Raw genomic sequence first — 12,354 nt, forward strand, 5'->3', positions numbered from 1 at the left:
CATGCCGCGCAAGCCCGAACGCAAGCCCGTCAAGAACCGGCCCAACCCCCTGGACCAGGCCGGGATCACCTACATCGACTACAAGGACACCGACCTGCTGCGGAAGTTCATCTCCGACCGCGGCAAGATCCGCAGCCGCCGCGTCACCCGGGTGTCGTCCCAGCAGCAACGCCGGCTGGCCAAGGCCATCAAGACCGCCCGGGAGATGGCACTGCTCCCGTACTCCACCACCCGCTGACCCCTCAGCCCCGCCCGGACCAGTTCCACGCGCGACGGGCGGGGGCCCTGCCCCCACCGCGACCGGCTCGCCGGCTGCTGTCGGCCGACCGGTGCTGGGCCCCGCGGTGTGCGGCCGGGACTGGGCGGGCAGTCGGTGGCACCGGTAGGCGGTGGGGTTCTTCGTACGTGACGGATGGGGCCCCTGCCCATGCTGCGACGGGTTCGTCGACCACTGTCGGAGCGGTCTCGTTCAGCCGGCGGGCCGCCACGCACACATGCCTGACCGGGTGGGGTTCTCCATGCGTGACGGATGGGGGACCCCGGCCCGAGCCGCGACGGGCCCGGAGACGGCTGCCGGCCTGCGGGCCGTGCCCGCGACCGGTGGCCCGCACCAGGCCAGACGCCGACGCCACCGCCGGCGACCGCCGCCCGGCCCAGCCGGCCACGGCCCCGCGCGGGCACGCGTGATCAGGTCCAAGCGTGATGGCTGTGGGATCCCCGGCCCCGGCTGTCGGCTCAAGGGTGGCCGGGGCACGCAACCGGCGTCCGGGACCGCACGGGACACCGGCGCCACCGCCGGCGCCCGCCCCCGGCTCGGCCGACCACAGCCGACGCGTCCGCCCGCGCGCCCGGGTGAGGTTCCCCACGCTTGACGGACGGGGACCCTCCGGCGCACGGCGCGCCGACACCCTCCGCCGCCCGGCCACGGGGTCCGCCCCGGGCGCCCCGGACCGGGCCGGACGCCGGTCGAGGCGGGCGCCCGGAGGCCGCCGGCCGGAGTGGGGTGCGCGGGACGACGGGGGCCGGAAGCCGGGCACGGTATCCGGCGATCGTCCGAGCGGCGCACCGGTCACAGGGACGACACCGGCCTGCTGCGGCCGGCCTATTTCCCCCCGTCCCCGCAGGCAGCGGCCGTCTTCCGGATGCGGGTCGGCCGGTCGAACGGCCGACTCGGGGCCCGGCCCCTCAGCTCCCGCTTCTTCGGCACGGCACCCGCCGTGCCCCTCGTCCCGCCGCCGAGTGGATGCTCCGCCTCCACCGGACCTCCGCCGAACCCACCGACTTCGGTGCAGGCCCCGGGGAACGAGAGGTGCGGCCAAGCCGTCAAACAGTCAAGAACTTCGGTAAAGCGGTCGTCACAGCTGTAACCGCGGGACCACCCCGCGTGCACGTGCATCTGCCCATGCATCTGCACATGAACAGGGCTATGATCCGGGTCAGTTGACCACTGCATCAATGGCCACACCAGCCAGTGCACCACCGGGGAGCGACCTGTGGACCACGACGTGTACAACGGTATGGCGGCCGCCGGGCTGCACGGTGTGGCCTGGCAGAAGAGCCGGCACAGCAACTCGCAGGGCTCGTGCGTGGAGTTCGCCCGGCTGCCGGGCGGAGACGTCGCCGTCCGCAACTCACGCTTCCCCGACGGCCCCGCCCTGGTCTACACCCGTGCGGAGATCGAGGCCATGCTGCTGGGCGTGAAGGACGGCGAGTTCGACCACCTGGTCGGCGGCTGACGATCCGACAGACCCCGGTGAAACCGGGGCAATCGGCGCTCATTACGCGGTAACGCGCGTAGAACCGCGACGCGAGGAAGCGCCGCGGTTTCTCATTCCCCGTTCGGCCGCGATCCGGTCCGCGGCAGCCGGAACAGCGCCCAGACCACCTTGCCGTCGAGCGCGCCCGCGAGCGGGTGCCAGCCCCAGCTGTCGCTGAAGGAGTCGACCAGGAACAGCCCGCGGCCCGACTCGGCCGAGAAGTCGTCGGTCTCCCGGGTCACGGGACTGTCGTGACTGGGGTCGCGCACCGCACACACCAGCCGCTCGGTCCACCGCATCAGGTGCAGCCGCACGGGAGGCTCACGGCCGTTCACGCACGCGCCGTTCGCCGGCAGCCCGTGCCGCAGGGCGTTGGTGACGAGTTCCGAGACCACCAGGCAGACGTCGTCGAACCGGTCGCCCATGTCCCACTGGTCGAGGGTTCTGCGGGTGAACCGCCGTGCCTCGCGCACCGCTTCGTAGCGGGCGGGCAGAGCGCAGGAGGCGGCGTCGGACACGGCCGCGGGATCCAGCGGCGGAAGGCCCTGCCGTAACGGCTCGAGCATGGTCGATCCATTCGTCCCCATGCGAGGCACTCCCGGGAATTCGCGGTCGGTGCGATGCAGCGGTGGTGCGGGACCATGGTTTCGGATGCGTACAGCAGATGCAAGGGCAGATGCACGTGCAGGTGACCGGAATGAGTCGTCCCGTACCGCTTGTTGGTCAATTTTTCCGTCATCTTCGCGTCCCTCTTTGGCCGTTCACATGCCTTCTTCTTGCTCCCGCGCGCGAGCGTCGACCGTCTCGATTCCGTTTCCGTAACCGGACGAGTACTGCTCGGAGTGTTTTAGTGGCAGACTGCGGCCCCTGAAGACGTTGGGGAGGCTGGCGAACGTGAGCGCGGGAGAGCCGGGATCGGTGGTGCGGCGCATGCTGCTCGGATCACAACTCAGGCGACTGCGTGAGGCGCGGGGCATCACGCGCGAGGCGGCGGGCTATTCGATCCGCGCCTCCGAGTCGAAGATCAGCCGGATGGAGCTGGGCCGGGTGAGCTTCAAGACCAGAGACGTCGAGGACCTGCTGACCCTGTACGGCATCACGGACGAGCAGGAGCGCGCCTCCCTGCTCTCCCTGGCCAAGGAGGCCAACGTCGCGGGCTGGTGGCACAGTTACTCGGACGTGCTGCCCAGCTGGTTCCCGACCTACGTCGGCCTGGAGGGCGCCGCCTCGCTGATCCGGGCGTACGAGGTGCAGTTCGTGCACGGCCTGCTGCAGACCGAGGCGTACGCCCACGCGGTGGTCCGGCGCGGCATGCAGGGCGCGAGCGAGGCCGATGTCGAGCGCCGCGTGGCGCTGCGGCTGGAGCGCCAGAAGTACCTCGTCGACGAGCGCGCGCCCGACTTCCACATCATCCTGGACGAGGCCGCCCTGCGCCGTCCGTACGGCGACCGCGCGGTGATGCGGGGCCAGCTCCAGCACCTCATCGACATCTCCGAGCGGCCCAACGTGCGGCTACAGGTGGTGCCGTTCAGCCTCGGCGGCCACTCCGGCGAAAGTGGCGCGTTCACGATCCTCAGCTTCCCGGAGTCCGACCTCTCGGACGTGGTCTATCTGGAGCAGCTCACCAGCGCGCTGTACCTGGACAAGGCCGAGGACGTCGCCCAGTACGAGAAGGCGCTCAAGGAGCTGCAGAGCGACAGCCCGGGTCCTTCGGAGAGCCGGGACCTTCTGCGGGGCCTGCTCCAGCTCTCCTGAAGTACTCCTCCAACTCTCCTGAAACACAAGTACGATGACGTGTGATCAGATCGTGAAGGCGCGATCAGAGGTCTGCCAGGGATCGAGGGATCACACATGTCGTCGTCCTACTTCACCGACCTTGCACAGCAGTACATCGACGGTGAGTGGCGCCCGGGTACCGGCTCCTGGGACATCATCGACTTCAACCCGTACGACGACGAGAAGCTGGCGTCGATCACCATAGCCACGGTCGACGAGGTCGATCAGGCGTACCGGGCGGCGGCCCGCGCCCAGAAGCAGTGGGCCGCGACCAACCCCTACGCCCGCCGGGCGGTCTTCGAGAAGGCGCTGCGCCTGATCGAGGAGCGCGAGGCCGAGATCTCCGAGGCCATCATCGCCGAGCTCGGCGGCACGCGCCTGAAGGCCGCGTTCGAGCTGCACCTCGCCAAGGAGTTCCTGCGCGAGGCGGTCCACCTGGCCCTGGCACCCGAGGGCCGGATCATCCCCTCGCCGGTGGACGGCAAGGAGAACCGCGTCTACCGCGTGCCGGTCGGGGTCGTGGGTGTGATCAGCCCCTTCAACTTCCCGTTCCTGCTGTCGATCAAGTCCGTCGCCCCGGCGCTCGCGCTCGGCAACGCCGTGGTGCTCAAGCCGCACCAGAACACGCCGATCGTCGGCGGCTCCCTGGTCGCGAAGATCTTCGAGGACGCGGGGCTGCCCGGCGGACTGCTGAACGTGCTCATCACCGACATCGCCGAGATCGGCGACGCCTTCCTGGAACACCCGGTCCCCAAGGTCATCTCCTTCACCGGCTCCGACGCCGTCGGCCGGCACGTGGCGACCGTCTGTGCCCGGCTGTTCAAGCGCTCCGTCCTCGAACTGGGCGGCAACAGCGCGCTGGTCGTCCTCGACGACGCCGACATCGACTACGCGGTCGACGCGGCCGTCTTCAGCCGGTACGTCCACCAGGGCCAGGTCTGCATGGCCGCCAACCGGGTCCTCGTGGACCGTTCGGTCGCGGACGAGTTCACCGAGAAGTTCGTCGCCAAGGTGAAGACCCTCAAGGCGGGCGACCCGCGCGACCCGGAGACCGTCATCGGCCCGGTCATCAACTCCTCGCAGGCGGACGCCGTCTCCGGCGTCGTCGAGCAGGCCCTCGCCGAGGGCGCCACGGCCCTCGTGCGCGGCGGGCGGACCGACAACCTCGTCGAGCCGTCCGTGCTGACGGACCTCCCCGCCGACTCGGCGCTCCTCAAGCAGGAGGTCTTCGGGCCGGTCGCGTTCCTCGTCCCGTTCGACGGCGAGGAAGAGGCCGTACGCCTCGTCAACGACACCCCCTACGGCCTGAGCGGTGCCGTCCACACCGGGAACATCGAGCGCGGCGTCGCCTTCGCCAAGCAGATCGACACGGGCATGTTCCACGTGAACGACGGCACCGTGCACGACGAGCCGATCGTCCCCTTCGGCGGTGAGAAGCACTCGGGCATCGGCCGGCTCAACGGCGACACGATGCTCGACTCGTTCACCACGACCAAGTGGATCTCGGTGCAGCACGGCCGCAGCGGATTCCCGTTCTAGAGCTCGTACCGCCCGGGCCCTTGCGGACAGAACCTGACCGCAAGGGCCCGTAGCTTGGTCGGTGTCGGGGGGAGAGGCCCCCAGTTCCGGCGAAAGGCGGCGGTCATGGTCATGCACGTTCCGGCGGAGGCACACGGCGACGAGCGCGGGGCGCTCCTGGCCTTCATCGCCGAGCAGCGCGGCGGCGTCCGCCGCGCGGTGCTCGGGCTGACGGACGAGCAGGCCTCGTCGCGGCCGAGTGCCAGTGAGCTGTCCCTCGCCGGGCTGGTCAAGCACGTCGCCGAGGTCGAGCAGATGTGGATCTCCCTGGCCAAGGGCGAGCCGCCGGCCGTCGTGCGGGACCAGAGCAACTGGCATGAGTGCTTCCGGCTGGTCGAGGGCGAGACGGTCGCGTCGCAGCTGGCGTACTGGGAGAAGGTCGCCGCCGAGACGGAGGCGTACATCCGCTCGGTGCCGAGCCTCGACGACACCTTCGCCCTGCCGGCGCAGCCCTGGTTCCCGCCGGACGGCCGGGTCTCGCACCGCTGGCTCTGCCTCCACCTGATCCGCGAGACGGCCCGGCACGCCGGTCACGCCGACGTCATCCGCGAGTCCCTCGACGGCAGGACGGCCTTCGAGCTGGTGGCCGAGGAACAGCGGGTGGTGGCCGAGGCATAGCCTTGGCCGCATGTCAACGATCCGCCTCCTCGTGCTCGGCGCGGTCCGTATGCACGGGCGGGCCCACGGCTACCAGGTGCGCAACGACCTGGAGTACTGGGGCGCGCACGAGTGGTCCACCGCCAAGCCCGGCTCGATCTACCACGCGCTGAAGCAGATGGCGAAGCAAGGGCTGCTGCACGCGCACGAGATCGCCCCGTCCACGGCCGGCGGTCCGCCGCGCACGGAGTACGAGATCACCGGGCCGGGGACCGAGGAGTACTTCCGGCTGCTGCGGGAGGCGCTGGTCACCTACGACCAGCGCGGGGACCTGAAGACGGCGGCCGTCGGCTTCGTCGTCGACCTGCCGCGGGCGGAGGCGGTCGCGCTGCTGAAGGAGCGGACCCTGCGGATCGAGCAGTGGCGGACCTCCGTCCTGGAGCACTACGTGCCCGAGGAGGGCCCCGGGCAGCTCGGGCACATCGGCGAGATCATGAACATGTGGGTCCACACGGCCGACTCCGAGGCCGAGTGGACCCGCGGTCTCATCGAGCGCATCGAGGGCGGCGCCTACACCTTCGCCGACGAGGGCGACCCGTTCGTCGGGGTCCTGGCCCCGGGCGAGGAGAACCCGTACGCGACGGGGGAGCGGCATCCCGGGGACGACCACTAATCAAGTTTGACGAATGGCTGGGGCGGGGATACCTTCGAACCTGTAGTCAAGTTTGACTAGATGGGGAGGGTCAGTGGCCGACGCGGCGATCACCGTCGAAGGCGTGGAGAAGACGTACGGCGACAAGAAGGCGCTGGACGGGCTCGACCTCACGGTCGCGCGCGGCACGGTGCACGGGGTGCTCGGCCCGAACGGCGCGGGCAAGACCACCCTCGTGAGGGTCCTGTCCACCCTGCTGCGGCCCGACGCGGGCCGGGTCGGGGTGGCCGGGCACGACGTGGTGCGCGAGGCGTACGCCGTGCGGCTGCGCATCGGCCTGCTCGGCCAGCACGCCGCGCTCGACGAGGAGCTCGGCGGCCGGCAGAACCTGGAGCTCTTCGGCCGGCTGCACCACCTGGGCGCCCGGCGGGCACGCGCGCGTGCCGGTGAACTGCTGGAGCGCTTCGGCCTGGCCGACACCGGCCGCAAGGCGGTCCGTCAGTACAGCGGCGGCATGCGGCGCCGCCTGGACCTCGCCGCGTCCCTGATCACCGAGCCGGAGGTGCTGTTCCTGGACGAGCCCACCACCGGCCTCGACCCGCGCGGCCGCGCCGAGGTGTGGTCCTCCGTCCGCTCCCTGGTCGGGGGCGGCACGACGGTGCTGCTCACCACCCAGTACCTGGAGGAGGCCGACCAGCTCGCCGACCGTATCTCGGTCGTCGACGCGGGGCGGGTCATCGCCGAGGGCACGGCGGACGAGCTGAAGGCCGAGGCCGGCGGCGACCGCATCGACGTGGTCCTGCGCGACGCCGGCCAACTGGGGGCGGCCGTCGCCCTGCTGCCCCTCACGGGGATCGGCGTCGACGCCGACCGCCGGCTGCTGAGCGCCCCGGTGTCCGACCGCATGGAGGCCCTCTCCGGGGTCGTACGGGCCCTCCACGACGCCGGGATCGAGGCGGAGGACGTCGCCCTGCGCCGCCCGACGCTGGATGAGGTGTTCCTGCACCTCACCGGAGACGACCGCCGAGTGAAGGAGACCGCGTGACCGCTCATGCCCTGACCGATTCCTGGACCATGACCCGCCGGGAACTCGCCCGCTGGGGACGGCAGCCCGTGCAACTGGTCGTCAACCTGGTCTTCCCGGTGATGCTGCTGCTGATGTTCGGCTACCTCATCGGCGGCGGCCGGGGGGTGAGCGGCGAGTACCGCGACTACCTGATCCCCGGCATGCTCGCGCTCACCATGGCCTTCGGCCTGGAGGGCACGATGCTCGCGGTCACGCAGGACCTCAACAAGGGCGTGATCGACCGGTTCCGCTCGATGCCGATGGCCAACGGGGCGGTCCTCGTGGGCCGTTCGGCCGCCGACATGCTCCAGTCGGCGATGGCCCTCGTCGTGCTCATCGGCGTGGGCGTCGCCCTCGGCTGGCGCCCCGGCGGCGGCCCGGAGGCCCTCCTGGCAGCCGTGGGCCTGCTGCTCCTGTTCCGGTTCGCCATGCTGTGGGCCGGCATCCACCTCGCCCTGGTGGCGGGCAAACCGGAGCTGGTCCAGGCCGTGCAGATCCTGGTCTGGCCAGTCGGCTTCCTCTCCAACGCGCTGGCCACGCCAGGCTCCATGCCCGGCTGGCTGGGCACGGTCGTCGAATGGAACCCGATGTCCCACACGGCCACGGCCGTCCGGGACCTGTTCGGTGTGCCCGGCACGGAGTCCGGGCACGCATGGGCCGCGGTCGTCTGGCCCCTGGCCCTCCTCGCGGTGTTCTTTCCGCTGGCGGTACGGAGGTTCGCCCGGCTGAGCCGCTAGGCCCGGTGGCTGGGGGTGGGGTGGTCGGCCGGCGGGGGAGGGGGCCGGGCCCGCCGGCTCCGGAGCCGAAGCACCCGCGACGGACCCCCCCCCGCCCCTGCCCCGCGAACCCGCCGACCCAGCCCTCAGTGGTGGAAGCTCGTCGCCGCGCCCTTGTCCTGCGTCAGCGGGCGCGACTGGCGGCGCAGTTCCGGCAGCAGTCGTTCCAGGTCCTGCGCGAGCAGCTCCGCGAGGTCCGCGGAGAAGCCGTTGCGGCACACCACCCGCAGCACGGACAGGTCCTCCCGGTTCGGCGGGAAGGTGTAAGCGGGCACCAGCCAGCCGCTCTCGCGCAGCCGCCGGGACACGTCGAACACGTCGTACGCCGTCACGTCCGGCGCGGTCGTGAAGGCGAACACCGGCAGTTCGTCGCCGCGGGTCAGCAGCCGGAAGTCGCCGAGCGCCTCGACCCGCCCGGCCAGTCCCGTGGCCACGTCGCGCGCGGCCTGCTGGACGGCCCGGTAGCCGTCCCGGCCCAGCCGCAGGAACGTGTAGTACTGCGCCACGACCTGCGCGCCCGGCCGGGAGAAGTTCAGCGCGAACGTCGGCATGTCGCCGCCCAGGTAGTTCACCCTGAACACCAGCTCCTCCGGCAGGGCCTCCGCGTCCCGCCACAGCGCCCAGCCGACGCCCGGGTAGACCAGCCCGTACTTGTGCCCCGAGGTGTTGATCGACGCCACCCTCGGCAGCCGGAAGTCCCACACCAGGTCCTCGTCGAGGAAGGGCGCGACCATGGCCCCCGACGCCCCGTCCACGTGCACCGGGATGTCCAGCCCGGTCCGTTCCCGCAACGCGTCCAGCGCCGCGCACAGGTCCGCGACCGGCTCGTAGGACCCGTCGAAGGTGGAGCCGAGGATGCCGACGACGCCGATGGTGTTCTCGTCGCACAGTTCTGCCGCGGCCTGCGGGTCGAGGTGGAACCGCTCTCCCTCCATGGGCACCAGCCGGGCCTCCACCTCCCAGAAGTTGCAGAACTTCTCCCAGCAGACCTGCACGTTGACGCCCATGACCAGGTTGGGCCGCGCCCCGGGGTAGCGGTCGGCGTTGCGTTGCGCCCAGCGCCGCTTCAGCGCCATCCCGGCGAGCATGCACGCCTCGCTCGACCCGGTCGTCGAACACCCCACGGCAGTGGACGGGTCGGGCGCGTTCCACAGGTCGGCGAGCATCGCCACGCAGCGCCGCTCCAGCTCGGCGGTGCGCGGGTACTCGTCCTTGTCGATCATGTTCTTGTCCCGGCACTCCGCCATCAGCACCCCGGCCTCCGGCTCCATCCACGTGGTGACGAACGTGGCGAGGTTCAGCCGGGCGTTGCCGTCGAGCATCAGCTCGTCGCGTACCAGCTGGTGGGCGGTCGACGGTGCCATGGGCTGGTCCGGGAGCCGATGGGTGGGCGGGGCCTCGGCCATGTCGCCGAGCGGGTTGGCCACGCCGTAGAAGGGGTTGACGGACAGGCGGCGTCCGGCGGCCCGATGGGGGCCTTCGTGGAGCGGCATGGTGCCTCCAGGGGGGTCCAGGGGTTTCGGAAGGGGGAGGAGAGGGCGTCAGCGGACGGGCGTGCCGTCCGCGTGCAGCTGCATCTGCGGCCGGCCCGTCACCAGCAGCCAGGCCGGCAGCGAGGCGATGCAGAGCACGGCGATGATCCCCGGCGAGGCGACCAGCACCGCGGCGACGAACAGGCTCACCCAGCCCTGCCGGGTGATGGCCAGCAGCAGGCCGAGCACGGCGGCCGAGACACCGACGGAGGGATGCACCCCGGACACCGCGGCGTGGGCGCCCAGGCCGAGGGCGGTGCCGACGAACACCGCCGGGAAGATGCGCCCGCCCCGGAAGCCGCAGGACGCGGCGACCAGCAGCGCGGCCAGCTTCACGACGGTCAGCAGGGCGTACTCCCCGGCCGACCGGCCGTCCGGGTCGCGCGCGAGCTCGGCGATCTCGTCGAGCCCCTTGAACAGGGTCAGATGGCCGCCCAGGGCCGCGAGGGCGCCCAGCACGAGGCCGCCCGCCGGGAGCATCAGCATCGGGTGCCGCAGCCGGCGGAAGGCGCCGTGGACGTAGGGGAAGGTCCGCACGGCGGCCATGCCGAGCAGGGCGGCCACGGAAGCGACCACCATCGCCGCCAGCAGGTCGCTCCAGCCGGGCCGGCCGAAGGCGGGCAGGTCCAGGTCGAAGCTCGGATGGTCGATGAGGGTGGCGGTCAGGGCACCGGCCGTGCCGGCGGTCAGCGGGGCGAAGACGTTGTCCCACAGCAGTCCGCGGGTCTCGCGCACGGCCAGCGCCTCGGAGATCACCAGGGCCGCCGCGACCGGCGTGCCGAACAGGGCGCCGATCGTCGCCGCCTCGGCGAGCGCCGGCCAGACCCGGCCCGGCGCCCGTGGCACGAGACGGGCGCCCAGCCAGGCCGCCAGGGCGACGTTCACGGTGATGACCGGATTCTCGGGGCCGAGGCTGGGCCCGCCGGCCAGCATCAGCACGGTCACCAGCACCAGCCCCGGCAGCACGACGGGTGGCAGGACGGGGGCGTCGAGCCCGACGGTCGCCGGATCCGGGCCGGCGTGCCCCGGCGCCTTCCACACCACGAGCCCGACCGCCACCCCCGTCGCGAAGAGCATCACGAACATCCACGCGACGGAGTACCGGCCGATCCCCAGCGCGTCGGGCAGCGGCCCCCAGAGCACGTCCTGGAGCTGCTCGGCGGCGACTTCGACCCCCACCAGGATCAGGCTGGACATGATCCCCACGGCGAGAGCGGGCAGGATCGTCGGCAAGAGCGTGCGGGCGGGAGTCGCGGGGGTGACGGAGGGCGCCTGCTGCGCGGGATCCTGGACCACGCGCACACCATAAACGCCTCAAAGTGGACACATCGCAAACACGCTTGCACCTCACGTGGCGTGAGGCCCGACCGTGGAGCACGGAAGAAGAAGGGAGCGGAAGTGAACTACTCCGTGGGACAGGTCGCGGGCTTCGCCGGCGTCACGGTGCGCACACTGCACCACTACGACGACATCGGCCTGCTCGTCCCGAGCGAACGCAGCCACGCGGGTCACCGGCGCTACAGCGACACCGACCTCGACCGGCTGCAGCAGATCCTGTTCTACCGGCAGCTCGGCTTTCCGCTCGACGAGGTCGCCGCCCTGCTCGACGATCCGGACACGGACCCGCGCGCACACCTGCGCCGGCAGCACGAACTGCTGACCGCCCGGATCGAGAAGCTGCGCAAGATGGCGGCGGCCGTGGAGCACGCCATGGAGGCACGCAAGATGGGACTCAACCTCACGCCCGAGGAGAAGTTCGAGGTCTTCGGGGGCCAGGACCCGGAGCAGTACGCCGAGGAAGTGGAGGAGCGCTGGGGCGGCACCGACGAGTACGCCGAGTCGCAGCGCCGCACCGCGCGCTACACCAAGGAGGACTGGAAGCGCATCCAGGCCGAGGCCGCCGACTGGGGCGAGCGCTACGGCGCCCTGATGTCGGCGCAGGAGCCGCCCGCCGGCGAGGCGGCCATGGCCCTGGCGGAGGAGCACCGGCAGCACATCTGCACGTGGTTCTACGAGTGCTCCTACGACATCCACCGCTGCCTGGGGGAGATGTACGTCTCCGACGAGCGGTTCAAGGCGTTCTACGACGCGATGCGCCCCGGTCTCGCCGAGCACCTGAGGGACGCGATCGCGGCCAACGCGGCACGTCACACCTCCTGATCCCTGACCCGGGAGTGCCTCACTCCCGGGTCAGGACCACCGCCGTGCCGTACGCGCACACCTCGGTGCCCACGTCCGCCGCCTCCGTCACGTCGAAACGGAACGCCACGACGCCGTTGGCGCCCCGCGCGCGTGCCTGTTCGACGAGTCGTTCCATGGCCTGGTTGCGGGTCTGCACGAGCGTCTTGGTGAGCCCGCGCAGCTCGCCGCCGACGATCGACTTCAGCCCGGCGCCGATCTGGCTCCCGACGTGGCGGGAGCGCACGGTCAGGCCGAAGACCTCGCCGATCACCTCACGCACGTGATAGCCGGGTACGTCGTTCGTGGTGACGACGAGGACCTCGGGCTCCGGGCCCTGGCCGCCGCCGTATTCATCGATGCCCATGGTCCACAGCTTTGACCGGGACCGCGCACAGTGCATCCTGAGTACGCCCATGGAACCTGGGTCGTGACGGCTGCG

13 protein-coding genes are annotated in these 12,354 nt (G+C 71.4%); 9 read left to right on the plus strand and 4 right to left on the minus strand.

The window, feature by feature from the left end:
- Window position 1 precedes the first annotated feature (1 nt).
- A complete protein-coding gene (gene rpsR, locus OO68_RS22625; RefSeq protein ID WP_033310258.1) occupies window positions 2–238 on the plus strand; it encodes a 30S ribosomal protein S18 in 237 nt (78 codons plus the stop codon).
- 1,279 nt (window positions 239–1,517) lie between these two features.
- Entirely contained in the window at window positions 1,518–1,736 is a 219-nt protein-coding gene (locus OO68_RS22630) for a DUF397 domain-containing protein (protein WP_045296613.1), read from the plus strand.
- 92 nt (window positions 1,737–1,828) lie between these two features.
- Here the strand turns inward: OO68_RS22630 and OO68_RS22635 are convergent, their stop codons facing one another.
- Window positions 1,829–2,323 carry an ATP-binding protein gene (locus OO68_RS22635; RefSeq protein WP_033310261.1) on the minus strand — a complete coding sequence of 165 codons (495 nt, stop codon included), beginning with the start codon at window positions 2,321–2,323 and terminating at the stop codon, window positions 1,829–1,831.
- A gap of 352 nt (window positions 2,324–2,675) precedes the next feature.
- Between OO68_RS22635 and OO68_RS22640 the strand changes: the two genes are divergently transcribed.
- From OO68_RS22640 to OO68_RS22665, 6 genes are all read left to right on the plus strand, one after another.
- Entirely contained in the window at window positions 2,676–3,512 is an 837-nt protein-coding gene (locus OO68_RS22640; protein ID WP_033310263.1) for a Sco1979 family transcriptional regulator, read from the plus strand.
- 96 nt (window positions 3,513–3,608) lie between these two features.
- Window positions 3,609–5,072, plus strand: coding sequence for an aldehyde dehydrogenase family protein (locus OO68_RS22645; protein ID WP_033310265.1), 1,464 nt, complete (start codon window positions 3,609–3,611; stop codon window positions 5,070–5,072).
- A 105-nt stretch (window positions 5,073–5,177) separates the two neighbouring features.
- Window positions 5,178–5,729 carry a DinB family protein gene (locus OO68_RS22650; RefSeq protein ID WP_033310267.1) on the plus strand — a complete coding sequence of 184 codons (552 nt, stop codon included), beginning with the start codon at window positions 5,178–5,180 and terminating at the stop codon, window positions 5,727–5,729.
- Window positions 5,730–5,739: 10 nt separating this feature from the next.
- Complete coding sequence (locus OO68_RS22655) at window positions 5,740–6,381, plus strand: PadR family transcriptional regulator (protein ID WP_033310269.1); 642 nt, start codon at window positions 5,740–5,742, stop codon at window positions 6,379–6,381.
- A 73-nt stretch (window positions 6,382–6,454) separates the two neighbouring features.
- Complete coding sequence (locus OO68_RS22660; RefSeq protein ID WP_033310271.1) at window positions 6,455–7,405, plus strand: daunorubicin resistance protein DrrA family ABC transporter ATP-binding protein; 951 nt, start codon at window positions 6,455–6,457, stop codon at window positions 7,403–7,405.
- A complete protein-coding gene (locus OO68_RS22665) occupies window positions 7,402–8,163 on the plus strand; it encodes an ABC transporter permease (protein WP_033310278.1) in 762 nt (253 codons plus the stop codon). Before OO68_RS22660 ends, OO68_RS22665 begins: the two co-directional genes overlap by 4 nt.
- 125 nt (window positions 8,164–8,288) lie before the next feature.
- On the opposite strand, the gene gad is transcribed toward OO68_RS22665, so the two are convergent.
- Together gad and OO68_RS22675 are read right to left on the minus strand one after the other, a co-directional pair.
- A complete protein-coding gene (gene gad, locus OO68_RS22670) occupies window positions 8,289–9,695 on the minus strand; it encodes a glutamate decarboxylase (protein ID WP_033310280.1) in 1,407 nt (468 codons plus the stop codon).
- Window positions 9,696–9,743: 48 nt separating this feature from the next.
- Window positions 9,744–11,030: an ion channel protein gene (locus tag OO68_RS22675; protein ID WP_033310282.1), complete on the minus strand. Its 1,287-nt coding sequence runs from the start codon at window positions 11,028–11,030 to the stop codon at window positions 9,744–9,746.
- Window positions 11,031–11,132: 102 nt separating this feature from the next.
- On the opposite strand from OO68_RS22675, the gene OO68_RS22680 reads away from it, so the two are divergent.
- Window positions 11,133–11,894 (plus strand): MerR family transcriptional regulator, encoded by a 762-nt coding sequence (locus OO68_RS22680; RefSeq protein WP_033310284.1) that lies wholly within the window; start codon window positions 11,133–11,135, stop codon window positions 11,892–11,894.
- A gap of 19 nt (window positions 11,895–11,913) precedes the next feature.
- Here OO68_RS22680 and OO68_RS22685 read toward each other — a convergent pair whose 3' ends face one another.
- Window positions 11,914–12,279 carry a YbjQ family protein gene (locus OO68_RS22685; protein WP_033310286.1) on the minus strand — a complete coding sequence of 122 codons (366 nt, stop codon included), beginning with the start codon at window positions 12,277–12,279 and terminating at the stop codon, window positions 11,914–11,916.
- Window positions 12,280–12,354: the final 75 nt, after the last annotated feature.

The organism is Streptomyces iakyrus (assembly GCF_000717055.1).
Classification (GTDB): domain Bacteria; phylum Actinomycetota; class Actinomycetes; order Streptomycetales; family Streptomycetaceae; genus Streptomyces; species Streptomyces iakyrus.